At 62.6% G+C, this 23078-nt stretch carries 16 protein-coding genes; 12 read left to right on the top strand and 4 right to left on the bottom strand.

What is annotated here, in order from left to right; genetic code table 11:
• The first annotated feature begins 4 nt into the window (after positions 1–4).
• The 6 genes from BUE21_RS00840 to BUE21_RS00865 all read left to right on the top strand — a co-directional run bounded on the left by BUE21_RS00840 (position 5) and on the right by BUE21_RS00865 (position 5767).
• A complete protein-coding gene (locus BUE21_RS00840; RefSeq protein ID WP_073353447.1) occupies positions 5–925 on the top strand; it encodes a branched-chain amino acid ABC transporter permease in 921 nt (306 codons plus the stop codon).
• Positions 918–1700 (top strand): ABC transporter ATP-binding protein, encoded by a 783-nt coding sequence (locus tag BUE21_RS00845; protein WP_073353449.1) that lies wholly within the window; start codon positions 918–920, stop codon positions 1698–1700. Before BUE21_RS00840 ends, BUE21_RS00845 begins: the two co-directional genes overlap by 8 nt.
• Positions 1697–2428 (top strand): ABC transporter ATP-binding protein, encoded by a 732-nt coding sequence (locus BUE21_RS00850; RefSeq protein ID WP_073353452.1) that lies wholly within the window; start codon positions 1697–1699, stop codon positions 2426–2428. Before BUE21_RS00845 ends, BUE21_RS00850 begins: the two co-directional genes overlap by 4 nt.
• 75 nt (positions 2429–2503) lie before the next feature.
• Positions 2504–3763 carry a THUMP domain-containing class I SAM-dependent RNA methyltransferase gene (locus BUE21_RS00855; protein WP_073353455.1) on the top strand — a complete coding sequence of 420 codons (1260 nt, stop codon included), beginning with the start codon at positions 2504–2506 and terminating at the stop codon, positions 3761–3763.
• A complete protein-coding gene (locus BUE21_RS00860) occupies positions 3760–4272 on the top strand; it encodes a putative toxin-antitoxin system toxin component, PIN family (RefSeq protein ID WP_073353457.1) in 513 nt (170 codons plus the stop codon). The genes BUE21_RS00855 and BUE21_RS00860 overlap by 4 nt, the downstream gene beginning before the upstream one ends.
• 16 nt (positions 4273–4288) lie before the next feature.
• Entirely contained in the window at positions 4289–5767 is a 1479-nt protein-coding gene (locus BUE21_RS00865) for a M20 family metallopeptidase (RefSeq protein ID WP_073353459.1), read from the top strand.
• Positions 5768–5851: 84 nt separating this feature from the next.
• On the opposite strand, the gene BUE21_RS00870 is transcribed toward BUE21_RS00865, so the two are convergent.
• The 3 genes from BUE21_RS00870 to BUE21_RS00880 form a co-directional block, all read right to left on the bottom strand.
• The gene (locus BUE21_RS00870; protein WP_407656048.1) at positions 5852–7795 is read right to left on the bottom strand and encodes a choice-of-anchor I family protein; all 1944 of its coding nucleotides are present in this window, start codon (positions 7793–7795) and stop codon (positions 5852–5854) included.
• A gap of 173 nt (positions 7796–7968) precedes the next feature.
• On the bottom strand, positions 7969–9390 hold the full coding sequence (locus BUE21_RS00875) for a Vgb family protein (protein ID WP_073353462.1): 1422 nt from the start codon (positions 9388–9390) through the stop codon (positions 7969–7971).
• A gap of 455 nt (positions 9391–9845) precedes the next feature.
• A complete protein-coding gene (locus BUE21_RS00880; RefSeq protein ID WP_084522608.1) occupies positions 9846–12266 on the bottom strand; it encodes a penicillin-binding protein 1A in 2421 nt (806 codons plus the stop codon).
• Positions 12267–12853: 587 nt separating this feature from the next.
• Between BUE21_RS00880 and BUE21_RS00885 the strand changes: the two genes are divergently transcribed.
• The 6 genes from BUE21_RS00885 to BUE21_RS00910 all read left to right on the top strand — a co-directional run bounded on the left by BUE21_RS00885 (position 12854) and on the right by BUE21_RS00910 (position 20068).
• Entirely contained in the window at positions 12854–13933 is a 1080-nt protein-coding gene (locus tag BUE21_RS00885) for a pilus assembly protein PilM (RefSeq protein WP_073353465.1), read from the top strand.
• Positions 13930–14535, top strand: a complete 606-nt coding sequence (locus BUE21_RS00890; RefSeq protein WP_073353467.1) for a PilN domain-containing protein — start codon at positions 13930–13932, stop codon at positions 14533–14535. The genes BUE21_RS00885 and BUE21_RS00890 overlap by 4 nt, the downstream gene beginning before the upstream one ends.
• Positions 14536–14559: 24 nt before the next feature.
• Entirely contained in the window at positions 14560–15240 is a 681-nt protein-coding gene (locus tag BUE21_RS00895) for a type IV pilus inner membrane component PilO (RefSeq protein WP_073353473.1), read from the top strand.
• A gap of 83 nt (positions 15241–15323) precedes the next feature.
• Positions 15324–15830 carry a pilus assembly protein PilP gene (locus BUE21_RS00900; RefSeq protein WP_234971006.1) on the top strand — a complete coding sequence of 169 codons (507 nt, stop codon included), beginning with the start codon at positions 15324–15326 and terminating at the stop codon, positions 15828–15830.
• 13 nt (positions 15831–15843) lie between these two features.
• A complete protein-coding gene (pilQ, locus tag BUE21_RS00905; RefSeq protein ID WP_073353478.1) occupies positions 15844–18033 on the top strand; it encodes a type IV pilus secretin PilQ in 2190 nt (729 codons plus the stop codon).
• A 52-nt stretch (positions 18034–18085) separates the two neighbouring features.
• Positions 18086–20068, top strand: coding sequence for a hypothetical protein (locus BUE21_RS00910; protein WP_143164351.1), 1983 nt, complete (start codon positions 18086–18088; stop codon positions 20066–20068).
• A gap of 89 nt (positions 20069–20157) precedes the next feature.
• Here BUE21_RS00910 and BUE21_RS00915 read toward each other — a convergent pair.
• A partial coding sequence (locus BUE21_RS00915; protein WP_073353567.1) for a DNA topoisomerase III occupies positions 20158–23078 on the bottom strand: 2921 nt, incomplete at its 5' end.

Consider the following 23078-nt stretch of genomic DNA (forward strand, 5'->3'; position numbering starts at 1 on the left):
GATCATGACGGAATGGTTTGAGGGATTCTGGGCCATCTACAGCCATGTGGTGCTGTCGCTGGGCATTCACGCGCTGCTGGCCATCTCGGTGTTCATCACCCTCTCGTGCGGGATGCTGACGTTGGCGAATGCGGCCTTCATGGGCATTGGCGCGTACACGTCGGCGATTCTGACACTGCACTATGGCCTGCCGTATCCGGTGGCACTGGTCGCTGGCGTGCTCGTGCCCTGCGCGGTGGCCTGGCTGGTGGGCAAGCCCACGCTGCGGCTCTCGGGCGTGTACCTGTGCATGGCAACGCTGGGCTTTGGCGAAGTGGTGCGGGTGTTCTTCCTGAACGCCGATGTGCTCACGCGCGGCGTGGTGGACTCGGGCGGAGCCATGGGGCTGGACGGCATCGAGCAGCACACGCAATGGTGGCATATTCTGCTGGCCCTGCTGCTGGTGCTGGCCGTGCTGGGGCGACTGCGCCGCTCCCGCGTGGGGCGCGCCTTCGAAGCCATCAAGGAAGACGAAACCGCAGCCGGACTGATGGGCATCAACGTCACGGCCACCAAGATGGTCGCCTTCGTCACCGGCGCGGCCATTGCCGGGCTGGCAGGCGTGCTCAGTGCGCACCTGAACTACTTCATCGAACCCAACGAGTTCGGATTCGACCGCGCCGTGCACCTGCTGACCATGACGGTGCTGGGCGGCATTCAGAGCCTGGTGGGGCCGCTGGCAGGCAGTGCGATTCTCACGCTGCTGCCCGAAGTGCTGCGCTTTCTGGCCGAATACCGGCTGATGGTCAATGGACTGATTCTGGTGCTGATCGTGCTGTTCCTGCCGCGCGGCATCTGGGACCCACCGCACTGGCGGCGCATCTTGCGCCGTCGCCCCGGCAGCCCCCCGCCATCCGCCCCCGCCAAGGATCAGACCCATGCTTGAATTCGACTCCGTCTCCAAGAGCTTCGGCGGCCTGCATGTATTGCAGGACGTGAACCTGCGCGTGCCCAAGGGCAGCATCTTCGGCTTGATCGGCCCCAATGGCGCGGGCAAGACCACCGTGTTCAACCTGGCCACCGGCCTGCTGCAAGCCAGCGGCGGCGACATCCGCATCCACGGCCAGAGCCTGCGTGGACTGCCACCGCACCAGATCACCCGGCTGGGCATGGCCCGCACCTTCCAGAACATCCGCATCTTCAAGGAAATGAGCCTGCTGGACAACGTGGTGGTCGGCAGCCACCGCCACCTGCACTACGGGCTGGGCGGCATTCTGCTGAACCTGACGGGTTTCCGTGCCCAGGAGCAACAGGCGCGTGAGCAGGCACTGGAGCTGCTGCGCTGGATGCGGCTGGAGCACAAGGCCGACGAAATGGCCGACAACCTCAGCTACGGCGAGCAACGCCGCCTGGAAATCGCCCGCGCCCTGGCCACCCAGCCCGAATTGCTGCTGCTGGACGAACCCGTGGCCGGCATGAACGCCAGCGAGAAGCAGGAGCTGATGCAGGAAATCCGCCAGATCCGCGAACGCGGCTACAGCATCTTCCTCATCGAGCACGACATGCGCTTCGTCATGGGGCTGTGCGACGAAATCGCCGTGCTCAACTTCGGGCGCATCATCGCCCACGGCCAGCCCGAGGCCATCCGCACCAACCCCGATGTCATCGAAGCCTACCTGGGGCGCGAAGACGACGACACCGCCCCGGAGGTTCTGCCATGAGCACCACCGCACCACCCTCCCTGCTGAGCGTGCGCGACCTGACGGTGCGCTACGGCCAGATCGAGGCCGTCAAGGGCATCACACTGGAGCTGCGCGAAGGCGAAATCACCACCCTGGTCGGGGCCAACGGCGCAGGCAAGTCCACCACCCTGCTGGCCCTGTCCGGCCTGCTGCGCCAGAAAACCGGCCAAATCCGCTTTGCGGGCGAGGACATCAGCCGCCTGCCACCGCACCAGATCGTCGCACGCGGACTCGTGCAGGTGGCCGAAGGCCGCGCCATCCTCACCACCATGAGCGTGCGCGAAAACCTGGAGCTGGGAGCCTACACCCGCCGCGACGACGAAGCCCGCATCCGGCAGGACTTCGAGCAGGTGCTGGGCCTGTTCCCACGCCTGAAGGAACGGCTGGACGGCTTTGCAGGCAACCTCTCCGGCGGCGAACAGCAAATGCTGGCCATTGGCCGCGCCCTCATGGCCCGCCCGCGCCTGCTGCTGCTGGACGAGCCATCCATGGGGCTGGCCCCCATCATCGTGCAGGACATCTTCCGCACCCTGCACCAGATCAACCAGCAGGGCATCACCATCTTCCTCGTCGAGCAGAACGTGCGCCAGGCCCTGAAGCTGGCGCACCGGGGCTATGTGCTGGAAAACGGCCTCATCACCCTGCACGGCAAAGCCGACACACTGGCACGCGACCCGCGCGTGCTGCAAGCGTACCTGGGGGGATAGGGGCGCGGCGGCACAGGGCCTACAATGCACCCCATGGCCACGGCCATCGTTGCATTGTGAAATTGGTACTTGCCTGTGAATTCCCTCCATCTTTTTCTTCCCTGCGCTGGTCAGGTCGAGCCGCTGCTGGCGGCGGAAGTCCAGCACATCACCCAGTTGCCTGCCGCCGACATCCAGCCCCTGCGCGGGGGGGTGGCGGTGCGGGCTTCGTGGCGGCAGATGCTGCAACTGAACCTGCACAGCCGCATGGCGCAGCGGGTGCTGGTGCAACTGGCGCACGCGCCTTACCGCCAGGAGGACGATCTGTACGCGCTGGCACACGAGGTGGCCTGGGAAGCCTGGTTCACGCCGCGCCAGACCCTCAAGGTGGAAGTGACGGCCCAGCGCAGTCCGCTCAAGAGCCTGAACTTTGCCGCACTGCGCATCAAGGATGCGGTGGCCGACCGCTTCCGCGACAAGACAGGCAATCGCCCCAGCGTGGACACGCACCGCCCGGACGTGCGCATTCACCTGCACCTGCAAGCCGAACTGGCCACCCTCTACCTGGACACCAGCGGCGAGCCGCTGTTCAAGCGCGGCTGGCGCGAGGACAAGGGTGACGCACCGCTGAAGGAGACGCTGGCCGCTGCCATGCTGGCCGCCAGCGGCTGGGATGCAGCATCCGGCCTGCCGCTGTACGACCCCTGCTGCGGCAGTGGCACGGTGGTGATCGAGGCCGCGCAGATCGCCTGCGGCATCGCCCCCGGCCTGTTGCGGCGTTTCGGCTTCGAGCGGCTGCTGCCGCACCAGAGCCATGTGTGGCAGGGCATCCGGGAAGCGGCACAGGCCCAGGAACACGCGCCGCAAGCCCCGATCTTCGGCAGCGATATTTCGCACCGCATGGTGGATTTTGCCCAGCGCAACGCCCAGCGTGCCGGGGTGGCCCACGCGCTGCAACTGCGCGGCGGTGATGCCTTGCAACGGATGCCGCCCAGTGCGCAAGCGGGCGTGATGCTGCTCAACCCGCCATATGGCGAGCGCATTGCCGCTGCCGGACGCGCGGGCATGAACGTGGCGCAACGCCAGCAGCAGGGCTTTGTGGCGCGGGAAGTGGCCGAAGGCAACGATGGCGGCGAATTTTTCGCGCAACTGTCGGCGCACTGGAAGAAACACTATCCGGGCTGGACGGCCTGGCTGCTCACCCCTGACCTGAAGCTGCCCGGCAAGATGCGCCTGAAGGAGTCGCGCCGCGTGCCACTGTGGAACGGCCCGATCGAATGCCGCCTGTTCCGCTTCGATCTGGTGGCCGGTGCGCTGCAACCGCGCACCCCCAATGCCCCCCAGGGACAGGCATGAATCCGCTGCACGCTCCGGCGGCGACCGCACCGATGAATACGCCAGTGAATGCACTGATTCTGGACACCAACATCGTGCTGGACTTGCTGTTGTTTCAGGACCCGCAGGCACTGCACTTGCAGGCATCCTTGCCCCTGAATCAGTCGTTGAATGGGCCGCAATGGCAGTGGATCGCCACGACTGCCATGCGCGACGAACTGGCGCATGTGCTGTGCTACCCGCATCTGCAACCGCGCATGGCGTTCTACCAGACCGAAGCTGCGCAGATTCTGCAAGGCTTCGATGCCCGCGTGCAACTGGTGGAAGTGGCCGCCCCCACCCATGTGCGCTGCCGTGACGGCGACGACCAGAAGTTCATCGACCTGGCGGTGGCGCACAAGGCCACGCTGTTGAGCAAGGACAAGGCCGTGCTGAAACTGCGCAAACGCCTGGCACGGCTGGACGTGGTGGTGCAGACGCATCTGCCGCCTGCGGCGGCTGCCATGCCCGCTGCCGATTCCGTTTCTTGATCCGAAGGAGTTCCCGATGAACACCGCATCCCCCGAAACCCCGACCTTCCAGCCCGCTCCCGCCCTGGCGCAGATCACGCGACAGTGGGACGAGGACATCGTGCGCCAGCTCAGCGATTACATTGCCATTGCGGCCAAGTCGCCACTGTTCGAGCCTCAGTGGCAGGAGCTGGGGCTGCTGGAGCAGGTGGTGCGCAACGCTGCCGACTGGGTGCTGGCACAGCACATTCCCGGCCTGTCGCTGGAGATCGTGCGGCTGCCTGGGCGCACGCCCCTGCTGTTCTTTGAAGTGGCGGCCACCCGCACACAATCGCAGTCGCAGTCGCAGCAGACCGTGCTGGTGTACGGCCATCTGGACAAGCAGCCCGAGTTCTCTGGCTGGCGCAGCGGCCTGGGGCCGTGGACACCCCACTATGAAGATGGGCGGCTCTATGGCCGGGGCGGGGCCGACGATGGCTATGCCGTCTATGCCAGCATCGCGGCAATTCAGGCCCTGAAGGCACAGAATCTGCCACACCCGCGCATCGTCGGGCTGATCGAAACCTCGGAGGAGAGCGGCTCAATCGATCTGCTGCCCTACATCGATGCACTCCAGCCCCGCCTGGGCGACGTGGGGCTGGTGGTCTGCCTGGATTCGGGTGCGGGCAACTACGACCAGCTCTGGCTCACCACCAGCCTGCGCGGCAACATCACCGGCACGCTGAAGGTGGAAATCCTCACCGAAGGCGTGCATTCGGGCGATGCCTCGGGGGTGGTTCCGTCCTCGTTCCGCATCATGCGGCAGGTACTGGACCGGCTGGAAGACAGTGCCAATGGCCGCCTGCTGCCGGAAATCTTCCACTGCGATATTCCTGCCGAACGGCTGGCACAGGCGCAGGCCACGGCGCGCATTCTGGGCGAGGAAGCCTATGCCCGCTTCCCGTGGGCGCATTACGACTGCGGCGGCTCCACCCTGTTCGCACTGCCCACCACCACCGACCCCACCGAAGCCCTGCTGCGGCGCACCTGGCATCCCACCCTCAGCGTGACCGGCGCGGAAGGACTGCCGCCTTTGCAGAATGCGGGCAATGTGCTGCGCCCGCACACCGCGTTCAAGCTGAGCATCCGCACCCCGCCGCTGGTGGATGCTGCCGCCTGTGTGGCGCAGATGAAAGCCCTGCTGGAAGACAATGCCCCCTACCAGGCGCGCGTCACCTTCGAGGACGCGCATGGCACGGATGGCTGGAATGCCCCGGCCACGGCCCACTGGCTGCACCGTGCGCTGGATGCGGCCAGCAACGCGCATTTCGGGGCCGATTGCGCCTACATCGGCCAGGGTGGCACCATTCCGCTGATGAGCCTGCTGGCACAGGGTTTCCCAAAGGCACAGATGATGGTATGCGGCGTACTCGGCCCCAAGAGCAACGCCCACGGCCCCAACGAGTTCCTGCATGTACCCTATGCCAAGAAACTCACCGCCGCCGTCGCGCAGGTGATTGCCAGCATGCCGGGCTGAAATGCCACACTGCCCAGCCGGACTCGATTCGGCAGGGCGGTGCGAAAAGTCACCCGATTGCGGCAATGCCGTTCAGAGTCACGCTCAGTAAGTCAGGCGCAACTGGAACACCGCCGTGGTTCCGCTGACTTCGTTGCCCACCAGCAGCAGGGGCTGACCATTGGGCGACTGTGTGGCAGGCACGAACAGCACCCCCTCTGGCCCCAGATCGCCCACGACCGCGCCCTGGGTGCTCCAGTCCAGCTTGGACAGGTCTTTTTCCGTCCAGTTGGTGCGGGTGTTGATGTAGTCCTCCAGCGTAGGGGCCTGTGGGTTGCTCACGTCGTACACCAGCACGCCACCAAAACGCTCCAGCCCGACGAAGGCGAAGGTTTTCTCGCCAATCGTGCCCACAGCCACGCCTTCGGGTTCCGGGCCTTTGTTGTCACTGCGGTTGTCCAGACCATCGCCTTCTTCATGGTTGGTATTGAAGAAGGTCTTGCAGTCCAGCGTCGCCGTGCCGGAAGTGATGGTGCAGGATTTGCCAGTGCGGGTCTGAATCTGGTTGGCGGTGAACTTCTCGAAGTCCGCGCCCGAATCCCATACCTGCTGACCGTTCTCATCCCAGATGGAGATAGAGCGCGAGCCGTAGGCATAGAGTGCGTCGTACATCAGGCGGTCGCCGCTGGTGGCATCGGGCTGGCCATTGGCGTTGAACAGCACGGGCTGGCCGCTGGCATCCTTGCGGAAACCCTCCGTCCAGGTGACGCTCAGGCGGCCGAGTTGCTCATCGGCCCGGCAGTTGCCAGGGTTGTCGGCCACCGCGCCGCAGTAACCGAACACCGAAGGGTTGAGCAGCGCGCCCGCTGCCAGTTGGCGCAGTTGCGGCGACAGGTCATTGCCTGCGCGGCGGTCGAAGCCATCCTTGTGTACCAGGTGCTTGACGCGGAATTCCTCCACAAAGCCCTTGCTGGCATCACCCTGCCAGTAGGCATCGTCGTCCTCGCCCCAGGCGCGGGCATCGCCTTCATTGGCCGTGACCAGATAGGTCTTGCCCTGCGTGCTGTAGGCGGCAATGCTGTCTGGCATGTACAGACCACGCAAGCCCGGCCAGGTGCGAATGTCGATGCCCATCAGCGCGGGATTGCCGTCGCCATCGGATACGTCGATTTCATTGCCTGCTACGCCATGATCCTTGTAGCCCAGCGGCAGGATGTCGGTGACAGTGGCATTGGCTACGTCCACCTTGGCCAGCGCGTTATTCTCCTGCAAGGTCACCCAGGCGGTGCGGCCATCGGCCGAAATGGCAATGTATTCCGGCTCCAGGTCCTGTGCCACGCTGGCACTGGGGCCAAAGATGCGCACACCGCGCTGGCGCAGCGCATCGGCCTGGCTGTTGAAGGCCGAAAAGCCGGCGGTGCGCACCGTGGGCTGGCTGGGGTTGCGGATGTCGATGACGCTGATGGAGCCTTCCGGGTCGGTCTGGTAGTCGTCGCTGGGTTCGCCTTCGTTGGCGGTCAGCACGGTCTGGCCATCGGGGGTGAAAACAATGTTGTCTGGCAATGCGCCCACCGGCACATGGCTGAGCAGTTCCAGATTGCTGGCGCGGTAGAGAGCCACCCGGCCCGCATCGGTCTTGTTGGCGGCTTCAATGGCCACGGCCACCAGCCCATTGTGGACGGCCACGCTGTTGATTTCGGCCCCGTCCAGAATGCCATCGGCCTTGAGGGTCTGCACCAGCACGGGCTTGGCAGGATCGGCCAGGCTGAGCACATCCAGCGCGCCCGCCAGGGCATTGACGACGAAAGCCCGCTGGCTGGCGGCATCGTAGGCCACGATTTCGGCGGCACTCTTGCCGAACACACCCGCCGAGTGGCTGCCGATTTTCTCCAGCGCAATGGTGGCGGGTGTGGCTTCGACGACTGCATCGTCGTCGCTGCCACAGGCAGACAGCATCGCGGTCAGCAGCAGGCCACCGATCACAGACATTTTCAATTGGAATGGTGCAGCAGCCGATGGCCGATGGAATGTGGGGAGCTTGGTGTGCATGGAACTTCCGTCAAGTACGTCAAAAAAGAAGCCTTTTGTAGCCAGCCTGCATGACAGTTCCATGAAAGCCCCACGTCAAAAAGCCCTGCTGTCGGAAACAGCAGGGCTTGGAGCGAAAAATTCACTACAACGACCACCAGCCTCTCGGGCTGGCGGTGCGGCATCACAGAGACTCAGTTCTTGGGCTGAATGCGGCGAATGTGGTCGCTGCCTTCGGCATCGGCCGATCCCTTGTTCACGGCATACACCACACCCTTGGGGCCAATCGCCACATGGTTGATCAGCGGTGCGGCTTCCAGATTGGCAACGATCTTGCCTTCGGCATTCACCACAGTCACTGTGCCAGAGCCACGGTTGGACACATAGGCCAGTTCACGCACCGGATCGAAAGCCACGTTCAGCGAACCTGCACCCACGGGCACATCGTGCAGCACCTCGCCGGTGTTGGCGTCGGCAATCACCAGGTTGTCGGAACCTTGCGATGCCACCAGCACGCGCTGATGCTTGGCATCATAGGCAACACCCGCAGCGGAAGATGCACCCTTCACGGCAAAGACCTTCTTCACTTCGTCGGTCTTGGTGTCGATCACGGCCACGTCACCGCTGGCACTGACCACGAACAGTTGGCCGGAAGCCTCATCCAGTGCCAGGCTCATGGTGGAGAACGGTGCGGCCTGTGGGCCACGCACGGAAGATGTGAGGGCGATGCTCTTGGTCTTTTCCAGTGTCTTGGCATCGAACACCACGACATCCGCACTGCGCGCGGCCGTGGCGAACACCTTGCCGGTGCGGCCATCCACCACCACATCGCGTGCGTGGGAAACCACACCCGGCTCAAACTGCTTGACCAGCGACAGATCGGATTGCTTGTACACGGCCACGGTGTTCTGGCGGGTGTTGGTCACCCAGACTGTGTCGTTCGCATCGTCCACACCCACGCCATAGACGGCGTACAGGCCACCGGACTGGCTGGAGCCATCGGGCGCACGGCGATCCGGCGCGCTCAGCGGGGACACCCGCTTGAGTTCCTTCAGGGTGTCGGCATCAAGCTTGGTCAGTTCCGAACGGCTCACTGGCGGGCGACCCACGGCGGAAGCCACGAACACCGCATTGTTCTTGGCACTGTAGGCCGATTGGTACAGGCCCGGAACCAGCTTCTGGCTCTGGATATTGAATTGGTCGGCTCCACTCAATGGCACTTCAGGTGACACTTTCAATGGAAGGACAGCGGCAGCAGCAGGCTTGGTCACGCTGACGACCAGCGGGTGGCGGCCTGGCACGGCATCCTTGGGAATCTGGGTCTGGGTGGTGAACTTGCCTTCGGAATCGGCCACCACGGGCTTGCCCGTCACCGATTCACCCTGGTACAGCACCTGCACTTCCTGGCCGGGCTTGAAGTTGCTGCCCGCAAGCTTCACGAGTGTACCCGGATAAATCACCGGGGTTTCCACAGGGCTGACACGACCCTTGAAGTCATCATCGGGGGCCGTGTAGGATGGGGCTGCCGAGCAGGCCATGGAAGCGGCTGCGGCAACGGCCAGCATGGTCATGCGGATGGCGCGCGAACGCGATGCGAGGGAAGAAGCGTTTTTCATATTGGTTCAATTTCCTGTGGAAAACCCCCACGACGGCCGCCGCGCTGTCACAGCCATGCACGCAGCGGACCTGGGGATTCTGGCGGCATCGGATCCGTCCCCGTTGCCGGGGACAGAGGCAAATGGCAGGCCATGCCAGCGTCAAAAGCCGGCATGGCCTGCCTGAATTCGCATGGCCTCAAAACATGAAACACAGATCATATCAAAAGCATTCTTATTATTTTTCAAGACTTATATGGCCAGCGGAGTGCGTCCTTGCATGCCCACAATCGGACGATTCGCCACCGGCCAAAAATAATCTTTCATTTTCAGCCGGTTACAGCAATATTCCATCCAGACAATCCGCTGGAGATCCGTGCATGATGTCTGTTTCGGTTCATTTTGCACGCCTCCATGTCCGCATATTCGGGTACATGGGCACGGCAACACCCACAGAATTCATCAGGGCATTGTGTTCAATTGCGGAACAAATCGAGAATCTGCTCACGCTCCTGCTGGCTGGGTGGGGCAAATCCACCGGTGACATCGTGTTTGGGAGCCAGTTCCACCCCCAGGGCACTGACCGCCCGGCCATTGGTGAATTCGGTGTACATCCAGTCGCCACCACTGCGCACCACGCCAGGCGGCGGCTTGAGTTCCACTACCGGCACGTTCTTCAAGGCAGTCTGCATGTAACGCACCCAGATCGGCAGGCTCAGACCACCACCGGTTTCCCGGCTGCCCAGGTTGCGCGGGGTATCGTAGCCCACCCAGGCTACCGCCACCACACTGGGGTGATAGCCGGCGAACCAGGCATCGTGGGCATCGTTGGTCGTGCCGGTCTTGCCGTAGATGTCCGAGCGTTTCAGGGCGTTGTAGGCGCGTGTGCCGGTACCAGAGCGCACGACATCGTGCATCATGGTGCTCATGATGAAGGCATTGCGATCGCTGATGGCCTGGGGACGATCCTTGCCCTTGGGTGGCTGGGCCTGCGTCAGCACGGTGCCGCGCGTGTCGGTGACACGCTCGATCAGCCAGGGGTCGATGCGATAGCCTCCATTGGCAAACACTGCGTAGCCCCCGGCCATTTGCAGCGGCGTGACCTCACCCGAACCCAAGGCCATCGGCAACACGGGAATCTGCCGTTTGGGGTCGAAACCAAAGCGCGTCACCCATTCCTGCCCGACCTTGGGAGTGATGGCCTGCAACAGGCGCACGGACGGAATGTTCTTGGAGCGCGCCAGTGCCCGGCGCATGGTCAGCGAGCCATCGAAGCGGCCATCGTAGTTCTTCGGCTCCCATGCCTTGCCGCCCCCGGCACTGGGGGGAAAGTACATGGGTGAATCCGCAATGATGGTGGTGGGCATGAAGCCCCGCTCCAGGGCCGCCGAATAAATGAATGGCTTGAAGGTCGAACCCGGTTGCCGCCACGCCTGGGTAACGTGGTTGAACTTGCTCTTGTTGAAATCGAAGCCTCCCACCAGTGCCTTGATGGCTCCGGTATCCGGCTCCAGGGCCACCATGGCCCCTTCCACTTCGGGCAACTGCACCATCTCCCAGCCATTGCGGGCATGCTTGACCACGCGCACCACCGCACCGGGGCGAATCTTCACATTGGCCGCAGCACGGTCGGCCAATCCCGACTGCACCACCCGCAGCCCATTGCCACTGACCTCCAGGGTCTGCCCACCGGCACGCGCCAGCACCACCTTCTGGCGGCCCGCTTCCAGCACCACGGCAGAGAGCAGATCGCCGTTGTCGGGATGCGTTGCCAGAATCTTGTCAATCGCTTCTTCACGCTCCGTCTTGCCAGCAGGCAGGGCAATGAACGCTTCCGGGCCACGGTAACGCTGGCGTTTCTCGTAATCCATCACGCCCGCGCGCAGGGCCTGATAGGCCACTTCCTGATCGGCGATCTGAATGGTCGTGTACACATTCAGCCCGCGCGTATAGGCCTCCTGCCCGTAACGCTCCACCATGGACTGGCGCACCATTTCCGCCACATATTCGGCCCGCACCGGGAAGTTGTCGATGACGCGGCGAATCTCCAGCTTCTCATCCTTGGCCGCCTGGGCCTGGGCAGCGGTGATAAAGCCCTGTTCCTGCATCCGGTTGATGATGTGCACCTGGCGGATGCGTGCCCGCTCCGGGCGGCGAATCGGGTTGTACAGCGACGGCGCAACCGGCAGGCCCGCCAGCATGGCAGCCTCGGCCACGCTGATGGATTGCAGCGGCTTGGCAAAATAGGTCTCCGCCGCTGCCGAGAAGCCATAGGCACGATTGCCCAGGAAAATCTGGTTCATGTAGATTTCCAGAATTTCTTCCTTGGACAGCATGTGCTCCATCTTCAGCGTCAGCAGAATCTCGTAAAGCTTGCGCGTAAAGGTCTGCTCCGGCGACAGGTACATATTGCGCGCCACCTGCATGCTGATGGTGGATGCCCCCTGGCTCTTGAGATCGCGCAAGTTGGCCAGAATGGCGCGGCCAATGCCAATGTGGTCGATGCCGCTGTGCTCGAAGAAGCGCGTGTCCTCGGCTGCCAGAATCGCATCCTTCATCACCTGTGGAATGTCTTCAATCGGCGTGAGCTTGCGGCGTTCTTCGCCAAACTCCCCGATCAATGCCCCTTCTGCCGAGAATACCCGCAGTGGCTGCTTGGGCCGGTAATCCGCCAGATCCGATACATCGGGCAGCTTCGGGTAAATGCTGGCCACCACCACCACCCCCAATGCCAGTACAGCAAACACCGAGACCAGGCCAATGCCCACCAGCCAGCCCAGTGCGCGCAGTGGCCAAGGCCAGCGACTGCGTGGCGATTGCGGGCCACGGGGCGAAGGCGCATGACCCGGGGGAGAAGACTTGCCCGCAGCACGGCGGGGAGGAAAAGTCAATGACATGATTTCAAATGTAGTGCGAACAATCGGAGCGGGGGCCACCACAGCCGCCAAACGGGTAGTACGCTGCCCGTGCACCAGCCAGACCCGGCACTGGACGACTTTTGCCGCCTCCCGGGCACATTTTCGCAAAATGCACGGGAATCCCTGACACAGATCAGCTTTCAGTGCATGAAAAAACACCTGCCAGTGTCAGAATGACAGGCAAGGTGCGACATCTTTTGGGGTGTTTGTAAAAAGTGTGACAGTACTCTCGCCCATTCTCTTCAGCCAGTCGGCCCTGTGTTACCCGGCAAGGCTTGATGCAACTGCCGCCAGAGGCAGGCGCAAAGCATACCGCACATTTTCCACTCCCTGGAATATGATGGCTGCTCTGTACAGAATGCGGCAGTGCAACGCAAGTTCCTCACAGGGGCTCTCTTTTTGCTCTGGGCTGCGGTCGCACGCAAACTGGAGGAAAGGAGATTCTTCCAATGACGTACACGCACCACCGCACCAGGAATATTCTTTCCATGGCCCATGGCCAATGGTAGTATCCGTGTCGATTTGTACATTTTGTTGCTCTCCTTGTGGGGGAGAAGGGGTTTTGTGTGGTCTCTGTGAGATCTTTATTCAGCAAACGGCAACCACCTTTGCTGGGCATCGACATCAGTGCCTCCAACATCAAGCTGGTCGAACTGGGAGGCAATCCCGATGGCAAGCTGGTGCTGGAACGCTGTGCCATCGAGCGACTGGAACTGGGTTGGGTCAGTGAAGGGAACATCGAAAACTTCGATGAAGTCTCTGCCGCACTGCGCCGTCTGGTCCAGAAAAGCGGTACCCGCACCAAGCGCGCCGCACTCGCGCTCCCTTCCTCGGCAGTGATTACCAAGCGCATCATGCTGCCTGCAGGACTGCTGGAGGAAGACATGGAGTTGCAGGTCGAATCCGAAGCCAGCCACTACATCCCGTTCGCACTGGATGAAGTCAGCCTCGACTTCTGTGTGGTGGGAGATGCCAAAACCTCGGTAGACGATGTGGAAGTCCTGATTGCCGCCTCCCGCAAGGATCGGGTGCAGGATCGTCAGGGAATTGCCGAAGCCGCCGGCCTTCAAGCCGTAATACTGGATATTGAATCGTATGCCGCCCGATCCGCCGTGCAACGACTAAGCCAGACTTGGCCCAACACCACGCAAGACTCCATCTTGGCTCTTTTCGAGTTGGGAGCCAACATCAGCAGCCTGCAAGTTCTACAAGGGCAGGATGTGCTCTACGAACGGGAGCAATCCTTTGGCGGACAGCAACTGACCAACGCGATTGCCCGGCACTACGGCATTTCCGCAGAAGAAGCCGAAACCCAGAAACGCAACGGCGACATGCCCGAAGACTATGAAAAAGCCGTGCTGCAACCTTTCATTGCCACACTGACGCAGGAAATCACGCGGTCGCTGCAATTCTTCTACACCAGCACCCCCCACAACAAGGTCGATCGCATCCTGCTGGCAGGCGGAACCTCCACGATTGCCGGCATCGCCGCTTCGGTCACCCAGGCGGTGGGCACGGTCTGCCAGGTAGCCAACCCGTTCGAAGGCATGGACATGGGCCGCAGTGCCCACATGAAAACCGTCATGCGCGATGCTCCCATCTACCTGACGGCCTGTGGACTGGCTCTGCGGAGGTTTGACCAATGATTCGCATCAACCTATTGCCCCACCGAGAAGCCACCAAAAAAGCACGCAAGGACACATTTGGTGTCAATGCCTTTCTGGCCGCACTGGTTGGCGGCCTGATGGCAGGTGGTGTCTACCTGGGTTTTCAGACTCTCATCAGCCAGCAAGAAGCTGCCAACGAACTGGTGCGCCAGGAGAACGAGAAGCTCAAGGTCCAGATCAAGGACATTGCGAGCATCGAATCCGAAATCAACGCCCTCAAGGCCCGGCAGGATGCCGTGGAAAACCTGCAATCAGAGCGCAACCTGCCCGTGCAATTGCTCAACAGCATTCTGGTGACTGTACCCAGCGGCGCATACCTGGTCGATCTGAAACAGAACGGCAACACCGTCTCGCTCAGTGGCAAGGCCCAGTCCAACCAGACCGTGGCCGACCTGCTGGACAACATCGCCCTGCTGCCCCTGTGGGAAAGCAAGCCGCAACTGGTACAAAGCAAGGCATCGAACATCACCTTGTCCAACGGACAGGATCGCCGTGTTTTTGAATACGCGCTGAGCTTCAGCCTCGCCAAGGCTGCCTCTGCGCAAGAGGCCGATGCCATCCAGGCCGCGCCCTCCCGATAATCGAACAGGTCACGGAATACTGTCATGAATCTGAAACCGAACCTGAATCTGAACCTGAACGACATCTCCAGACAGTTCCAGCAAACCAGTGGTCGGGACCCCTGGCTGTGGCCCCTTCTCCCCCGGCTGGTACTGTTTTTCTTCATCACCGTGGGGGTTGTGGTGTTGCTGTGGTTCCTCTGGCTGAAAAACGTGCAGGCCGAACTGGATTCGTCCAGAGCACAGCAGCAGACCATCCAGAACGAATTCAGCCAGAACTACCGCAAGGCCGTCAATCTGGATGCCCTGCGCCGCCAGCGCGAGCAAGCCATCCAGTACGTAACCCTGCTGGAAAAGCAACTGCCCAGCCGTGCCGAAATGGCCGAACTGCTCTCCGACATCAACATGGCCGGCATTGGCCGTGGCCTGCAATTCGACCTGTTCAAGCCCGGCAGCACCCAGATCAAGGATTACTATGCCGAACTGCCCATCGAAGTGCAGGTCACCGGCAGCTTCGATGCCATCGGCGAATTCGTCTCCGACCTCGCCCATCTGCCTCGCATCGTCACACTGTCGAATATCCAGATTGAAAGCAGCAACAAAAATGCCAGCGAAAGCGGCAATCTGCTGACCATGAAAGCCATCGCCAAGACCTATCGCTACCTCGACCCTGACGAACTGGCCAACCAGGCCACCAGCCAGCGCGCCCAGCAGAGAAGACGTTGAGGCACAGGCCATCCCATACCCACACACACGCACCGATACCTGACAGGACCCCCCCAATGACACGCTTATGGAGCACAGGACTGATGGCAGCCGCCCTCCTGCTGACGGGCTGTATCAGCGACCCGCGCAGCGAGGTGTCTGCCTGGATGGAAGAACAGAAACGCCAGACCCCGGCCAAAATTCCCCCGCTCAAGGAACCCCTGGTATTCCAGCCCGTCGCCTACAACCGCGACACCGCCACCAATCCCTTCGGATTCCAGAAACTCGCCCAGGTCTTCGGCACGGGAATCGAAGCACGGCGCGGTCTGCCACAGTGGGTCATCGATGCCCAGAACCGGCGCAAGGAGCCCCTGGAATCCTATTCACTCGATGCCATGCAAATGGTGGGCTACCTGCAAAAAGCCGGCAAGCCCACCGCACTGATACTGGTGGACGGCCACCTCTACCAGGTCGTGCCCGGCAACCATCTGGGCTACAACATGGGACGCATCGTCTCCATCAGGGAAACCCAACTGGAACTGAAGGAAGTCGTGCAGGATGCCACCGGCGACTGGCTGGAGCGTTCAACGGTGCTTGAGCTGCAACAATGAAGGAAAAGAACCAATGACTCAAAAGACCACAGGAAACACACCGCTGGCACACATCCGCACCACCCTGCTGGCTGCAATGGCCTTGACTTCCTCTGCCTGGGCCGCCGACATCCAGTCGGTCACCGGCATGCAGCGTGACGGACGGGAAGTCGTGCAGATTCGCCTGAACGAGCCGCTGAACTTTGAGCCCGTCGTGTTCACCGTTCAGTCACCCGCCCGCATCTCGCTGGACTTCCCCGGTGTGGGCCTGATCGATGGCCGCCAGACCGTGGGCGTCAATCAGGGCAACCTGCGCACCATCAATGTAGTGGATGCCGGGGATCGCGCGCGCATCGTGCTCAACCTGCGCGAAGCCACCACCTACCGGCTCGAGAGCGTGGGCAACGACCTGTTCGTCCACTTGGACAGCCCTGGCTCCGCCACTGCCCCCACCAGCCAGCCTGCGGCCTCGCGCATTGCCGCGCCCGCCACCCGCACCACCCCGGTAGCCCCCAGCATGGCCACGGCCCCGGCTCCCAACACCTTGCAGGGCATTGACTTCCGGCGCAGCCTTGATGGTTCCGGGCGCGTCGTGGTGGACTTGCCCAGTGCCTCCAACAGCGTGAACCTGCGCGTCGAAGGGCGCAAGATCGTGCTGGATGTGCAGGATGCCCAATTGCCTGCCGAACTGCGCAAACGCTTCGATGTCACCGATTTCGGCACCCCCATCAACAGCATCGTCGCCACCCAGGCGGGCAATGCCACGCGCCTGGAAATCGAGGCACGCAATGAATGGGTTTACAGTGCCTACCAGACCGACAGCCAGTATGTGCTGGAAGTACGCGAAGTTGTGCCCGACCCCACCAAGCTGACCCAGGGCACGGGCTTCACCGGCGAGAAACTATCGCTCAACTTCCAGAGCATCGAAATCCGCTCGCTGCTGCAAGTGATTGCCGACTTCACCAAATTCAACATCGTCACCTCCGATACCGTGCAAGGCTCGCTCACCTTGCGGCTGGAAGACGTACCCTGGGACCAGGCCCTGCAAATCATCCTCGACTCCAAGGGACTGGGCTACGAGAGAAACGGCAACGTGCTGTGGGTGGCTCCCCGCGAAGAAATCGACACCCGCAAGCAAAAGGAATACGAAGCGGCACGGGCACTGGAGCAACTGGAGCCACTGCGCACCCAGAGCTTCCAGCTCAACTACGCCCGCTCCGAGACCCTGGCAGCCCAGCTGGCCGCCAGCGGTGGCTCGGGCGGCGGCTCCGGTGGCACGCAAAATTCCAACCGTTTCCTGTCCAACCGAGGCTCTGCGATTGCCGAGCCGCGCACCAACCAGCTATTCATCACCGACACCCCATCCAAGCTGGAAGAGGTGTCCCGCCTGATTGCCAGTTGGGACATCCCCGTGCGACAGGTGCTGATCGAAGCGCGCATCGTTGAAGCCTCCGACAGCTTTGGCCGCTCGCTGGGCGTGCGTCTGGGCGGTGCCGATCTGCGTGCCAACCGCGGCGGCGATGGCGGCTACAGCGTCGGCGGCAACAACCGCGTGGTGTTTGGCTCCAGCTACGCGAATGCCGTGGCCAGTTCCGGCGCGGGCGGCACCACCAGCGCGACCCAGCAATTCGTGAACCTGCCCGCTGCCCTCTCGGCAGGCGAAGCCGCGACCTTCGCACTCTCCATCTTCAACTCGGCCGCCAACCGTTTCCTGAACCTGGAGCTGTCGGCCCTGGAAAGCTCCGGGGAAGGCCGCGTCATCTCCAGCCCACGCATCGTCACCGCCGATCAGGTCAAGGCCACCATCGAGCAGGGCACGGAACTGCCCTACGCTGCCACGTCCCCCAACGGAGCGACCACAGTCGAATTCAAGCAGGCCGTCATGAAGCTGGAAGTCACCCCGCAAATCACCCCGGAAGGCAATGTGATTCTGGACCTGCTGGTGAACAAGGACAGCCCCAACTACGCCCAGTCCACCTCTGGCGGCATTGCCGTGGACACCAAGCGCGTCACCACCCAGGTACTGGTGGAAAACGGCGGCACCATCGTCATTGGCGGCATCTTTGAATTGCAGGAAAGCAACAGCGTCACCAAGGTACCGTTCTTCGGCGACCTGCCCGTGGCAGGCCATTTGTTCCGCAGCAAGACCCGCGAAACATCCAAGAGCGAGCTGCTGGTGTTCATCACCCCCAAGATCGTGACCGACCAGAATACCCTGCGGTGATTGCGCATCCATTGCATATGGCAATTGAACATTTTTCAGGAGTTTTCCCCTCATGCAACACAGAAAATCGGTCATGAATGACCTCGTGCGCTATGCCCTGGCCGGCATGGTATCGGCTGCCCTGGTCGCCTGCGGTGGCGGTGGCGGCAATCCCGGCTCCACCGATTCGGGCAATAGCGGAGGCAACGGCAACAGCGGTGGCGACACGGAAACCCCCAGTGTTGCAGGCAGCCTGGCCATCTCCCTGCTCAATACCCAGGGGGATTCTATTGTCGAAGTCACCACCGCCACCCAGGTACAGGCCAAGGTCACCCTGACCCGTACCGATGGCGGCTCCGTTGCCAATCAGTTGATCACATTCGACGAATCCGGCGGATTGAACCTACTGGAGTTCGACCCTACCAGCAAAACTGCGCTCACCAACGCAGAAGGCGTGGCCACCATCAAGTTCCGTGCCACCTCGGCCACTTCGGTGGGAGCGACCACGGTCACCGCCAATGCCAGCCTGAATGGCACCGAGCTGAATGCAGCCAGCCAGAATATCAGCGTGGTCGCAGCCCCTGACAACTCCAGCTTCAGCCTGAATGTGCTGGGCAGCACAGGGGCAGCCGCCTCTTCGATTTCAGCCAGTGAAACCGGCTCCGTGCGTGTCAAGCTCAACCAGCTCAGCGGCAGCAACGAACGGGTACTGGTATCCTTCACCGAACCCAACAACCTACTCAGCTTCTCGCCCAGCACGGCCCTGACCGATGCCAATGGCGAAGCTTCCGTCGATGTCAAGGCCACTTCCAGCAGCGTGCTGGGTGTCGCCACCATTGTTGCAACGGCCACGCCGATCAGCGGCAGCGAATCGATCGTCACACGACAGTACCTCGAAATCAAGCAGGATGCCAGCAAGGACCCACAAACGCTAGTGGCCGCCATCAATTCCATCTCGGCCAATCCGGCAGACAAATCGATTGTGATTGCAGGCAGTGGTGGAACCGGGCGTTCGGAAACAGCCCAGCTCACGCTGCAAGCCGTCGATGCCGTCGGTGCACCAGTGCGCGGTGCCACGGTGGAATTCAGCATGTCCTATGGTGACGGCATCAACCAGGTTCTGCTCACCGGCACCGATGCACTGTGCAATACCGACAATCCGCGAGGCGCGGCTCCCTGCCTGCTGAGTACCGAAACCACCAGCAATGCGAATGGTGAGGTGGTGGCTTCGGTGATGTCCGGCACAGCAGCGACCCCCATCGTGGTACGCGCGCAACTCAAGGGCCGCCACGCCATCAGCCAGACCGATACTGTGACCGTCACCACCGGTGTGGCCAGCAGCCGCCATCTTGATCTGTCGGCCTCACGTTTTGTCGTCGATCTGGACACCAGCGGTGACTCCAGCACCATCGGCATCATGCTGGCCGATGCCAATGGCAACCCCGTGGCGGACAATGTGGCCGTCGTCACCACCGCTGATTTCGGTGTTGTAGGAACGTCTGACCGGGGCGGGTGCTTGCTGGCAAACGGACGATGCAGCGTGGAATACAAGGTGCAGAATCCACGCCCGGCCGATGGTGAAATCATTCATGTGATGGCTTCCGCCCGAGTGGGGGATGGCACGCTCATCAGCGACTTCTTCCCGCTGCGAGGCTCCAGCGTGGGCTGGGTCAGTGCCTGGGACGCAGCTTATGGCGGCAACGAAATCCACGCGATTCCTGCGGGGCTGGGAGGCAATTGCGAAGTCTCCTACTTCCTGCATTTTGGAACACCCGCAGGCACATCGGCCCCGACCGGCTCCACGATTGCGGTCAAGGCCAGCCCCGAAGACCTGACGGCCAGTATTGAGAGCGGTGCCACTGTGGAGAACCACAACTACCGTTCTGGTCTGCGCGTGACAGTCAAAGGCAAGAAAGAAGAAACTTCGGCCACTGGAGCGACAACACCTGCGGTCAATTCCGGTGCCATCTACTTCACCGTCACCAGCAACAATGGCCACCAGGCGGAAATCCCGATCACCGTCGAGGGCATTGGCGGGTGCCAAGCCACACCATAAGAAGTTCTTGATTGCAAGATGGTTCGGCGTGTCATATCACGCCAAACCGCAGTTTCACCGCCCTGTCATTGACTGACAGGGCGGTTTTTTTATGCAAGATGCGGCCCCAGCAACCCAGTAATCTCCAACATACCCACCCTGTCCCTGCCCAGCACCTGCCGCAAGCGCGCATCGGCCACAATCGTGCGCCGATCCTGCGGGTCTTGCAGGTTCTGCGCCCGGATGTACTCCCACACCTTCTTCAGGGCCTGCGGCCGGCTCACCGGCTCCGCCCCGATCACCGCCGCCAGGGCCGCACTCGGGGTCTTGCCCGCAGCAGGCGCGCGCACGGCCTTCTTCGCCGATGACCGGGCCGCTGTCTTGCTGGCCGCCTTCTTCGCCACTGGCCGGGCTGTGGTTTTGGCCGCCGCCCGTCCCTTGCCCCCCTCGCGCACCTCGAACGCAAACCCCACCTTCTGCGCATCCGCATCCCACACCAGCCGCGCCTTGAACGGCCTGCGCGTGCGGTTGGAGATGAACTTGTCCAGCACGTCCGTCTGCCCCTGGGTCAGCAGCTTGCGCATCTGCTCGGGTTCGATGGGCTGTTGCAGGATGACCTTGGCTACCTTGAACTGGCTGCTGGGCGTGGGGTTGTGCACGGTGGCCACGGCCCGTTCACTGACGTAGCTGTTGCCCCATTCGTACACCTGCCCATCGTCCGCCGGGGATGGCCCCAGCGGACTCTGGCCGCTGAAGTCCGCCAGCTCGCCGCTGCCTTCGGTCTTGTCGTCGCCAAAGTCGAATTCGAGTTTGTGGTGCCGCGCTTCCTGGTCGAAGCTGAGGGTGATTTCGGCGGTGAATGGCCAGCCGGCCTTGGAGCGAAAGCCTTCCAGCGGGCCGATGCGCCCTTCGCGCACGAGGGTTTCGGCTTCGGCGGTCTCGAAGGTGCGCCCGGCTGGGGATTTGGTGAAGGAGAAGCCGCAGCCTTCGCTCTGGCCATCGACGCCGGTGCAGGCCCAGCGGCGGTAGTTTTCCTTGATGCGGCCCCCGCAGGTGGGGCATGGGGCTTGCAGGGTGGCGTAGTCGCCGGGGATGGTGTCGCGGTCGTATTCCTTGGCTTTGTGGACGATGCGCTCGGTCATGGCGGCGATGTCGGCCATGAAGGCCTGGCGGCTGAGCGCGCCTTTTTCGATCTGGCCGAGTTTGTATTCCCAGTCGCCGGTGAGGTCGGCGCGCGAGAGTTCCTGCACTTGCAGTCCGCGCAGCAGGGTCATGAGCTGGAAGGCTTTGGCGGTGGGGATGAGTTCGCGGCCTTCGCGCAGCATGTATTTTTCCGTGAGCAGGCCTTCGATGATGGCCGCGCGGGTCGCGGGGGTGCCCAGTCCTTTTTCCTGCATGGCTTCGCGCAGTTCGTCGTCTTCGACTTGTTTGCCCGCGCTTTCCATTGCTCCGAGCAAGGTGGCTTCGCTGTAGCGTGCCGGTGGCCTGGTTTTGAGGGCTTTGATGTCGGCGGCCTGGGTGTGGACGGTTTCGCCGGGCTGGACGGGCACGAGGGTTTTGTTTTCGGGTTTGTCGGTTTTGTCTTTGCTGTTTTTGTCGTCTGCGATCTGGGCATCGGCTTCTTTGCCGTAGATGGCGAGCCAGCCCGGTTGTACGAGCACTTTGCCTTCGCTTTTGAAGTGCTGGATGGGGCGCGGCAGTGCGGGGGTGTCGATCTGGGTGATGCGGGTGGTGATGAGGTATTCGGCCGCCGGGTAGAAGACGGCCATGAAGCGGCGGCTGACGAGGTCGTAGATTTTCTGTTCGGCTTCGCTCAGGCCACTGGGGGGCTGGGGGGTGGGGATGATGGCGAAGTGGTCGCTGACTTTGCTGTCGTCGAAGATGCGTTTGTGCGCGCGCACGTAGCCCTGGGCGAGGGCGAGGGCGGCGTGGGGGGCGAGGTGGCTGTGGCGGCTCTGGGCGAGGGCTTGCAGGGTGTCGCGCGCGACGCTGAGGTAGTCCTGGGGGAGGTGGCGCGAGTCGGTGCGCGGGTAGGTGAGGGCTTTGTGGCGTTCGTAGAGGGCCTGGGCGAGCGCGAGGGTGGTTTTGGCGGAGTAGCCGAAGCGGGCGTTGGCTTCGCGTTGCAGGCTGGTGAGGTCGAAGAGCAGGGGGCTGGCCTGGGTGCTGGGTTTGCTGTGTTCTTCGACGCGGCCGCTTTGGTGCAGGACGGCCTGGGCGATGGCCTGGGCGTCGGCGAGGTTCCACAGGCGTTCGGCGCGGGCGTGTTCGTCGTCGCTGCGTTTGAACTGGGGGTCGTACCAGCGCGCGGGGTAGTCTCCGGCCTGGGCGGCGAACTGGGCGTGGATTTCCCAGTAGTCGCGGCTGATGAAGCGGCGGATGTGTTCTTCGCGTTCGACGACGAGTGAGAGGGTGGGGGTCTGCACGCGTCCGACGGTGGTGAGGAAGAAGCCGCCGTCGCGGGAGTTGAAGGCGGTCATGGCGCGGGTGCCGTTGATGCCCACGAGCCAGTCGGCTTCGGAGCGGCTGCGCGCGGCGTCGGCCAGGCCTTGCATCTGGGTGTCGCTGCGCAGGTGCTGGAAGCCGTCGCGGATGGCCTGGGGGGTCATGGACTGGAGCCAGAGGCGGCGCACGGGTTTGCCCAGGCCCTGGTGCTGGCCGCCGCGCACGGGGCCGGCGTATTGTTCGATGAGGCGGAAGATGAGTTCGCCTTCGCGCCCGGCGTCGCAGGCGTTGATGAGTTCGGTGACGTCGGCGCGTTTGGCCAGGCGGGTGATGGCGTTGAGGCGGGGGCGGGGTTTTTCGACGGGCTTGAGCGCGAAGTACGGCGGGATGACCGGCAGGTGCGCAAAGCTCCATTTGCCGCGCTTGACGTCATACTCTTCAGGCGCCTGGATTTCCACCAGATGCCCTACCGCGCTGGTGACCAGGTAGTGTTCGTTCTCAAAGTGCTCTTCGTGCTTGACGAAGCCGCCGCTGACCGGCGTGAGCGCGCGCACGATGTCCTGTGCGACGGAGGGTTTTTCGGCTAGGA

It is taken from the genome of Lampropedia hyalina DSM 16112, from assembly GCF_900129055.1.
In the GTDB taxonomy this organism is placed as follows: Bacteria; Pseudomonadota; Gammaproteobacteria; order Burkholderiales; family Burkholderiaceae_C; genus Lampropedia; species Lampropedia hyalina.

Bases quoted from the DNA above. Each gene is read 5' to 3' on its own strand.
- BUE21_RS00880 (WP_084522608.1), bottom strand. From the start codon at position 12,266: ATGTCATTGACTTTTCCTCCCCGCCGTGCTGCGGGCAAGTCTTCTCCC.
- BUE21_RS00865 (WP_073353459.1), top strand. From the start codon at position 4,289: ATGAACACCGCATCCCCCGAAACCCCGACCTTCCAGCCCGCTCCCGCC.
- BUE21_RS00900 (WP_234971006.1), top strand. From the start codon at position 15,324: ATGGCAGCCGCCCTCCTGCTGACGGGCTGTATCAGCGACCCGCGCAGC.
- BUE21_RS00845 (WP_073353449.1), top strand. From the start codon at position 918: ATGCTTGAATTCGACTCCGTCTCCAAGAGCTTCGGCGGCCTGCATGTA.
- BUE21_RS00895 (WP_073353473.1), top strand. From the start codon at position 14,560: ATGAATCTGAAACCGAACCTGAATCTGAACCTGAACGACATCTCCAGA.
- BUE21_RS00875 (WP_073353462.1), bottom strand. From the start codon at position 9,390: ATGAAAAACGCTTCTTCCCTCGCATCGCGTTCGCGCGCCATCCGCATG.
- BUE21_RS00910 (WP_143164351.1), top strand. From the start codon at position 18,086: ATGCAACACAGAAAATCGGTCATGAATGACCTCGTGCGCTATGCCCTG.
- BUE21_RS00870 (WP_407656048.1), bottom strand. From the start codon at position 7,795: ATGCACACCAAGCTCCCCACATTCCATCGGCCATCGGCTGCTGCACCA.
- BUE21_RS00840 (WP_073353447.1), top strand. From the start codon at position 5: ATGACGGAATGGTTTGAGGGATTCTGGGCCATCTACAGCCATGTGGTG.
- BUE21_RS00890 (WP_073353467.1), top strand. From the start codon at position 13,930: ATGATTCGCATCAACCTATTGCCCCACCGAGAAGCCACCAAAAAAGCA.
- BUE21_RS00860 (WP_073353457.1), top strand. From the start codon at position 3,760: ATGAATCCGCTGCACGCTCCGGCGGCGACCGCACCGATGAATACGCCA.
- BUE21_RS00850 (WP_073353452.1), top strand. From the start codon at position 1,697: ATGAGCACCACCGCACCACCCTCCCTGCTGAGCGTGCGCGACCTGACG.
- pilQ (WP_073353478.1), top strand. From the start codon at position 15,844: ATGACTCAAAAGACCACAGGAAACACACCGCTGGCACACATCCGCACC.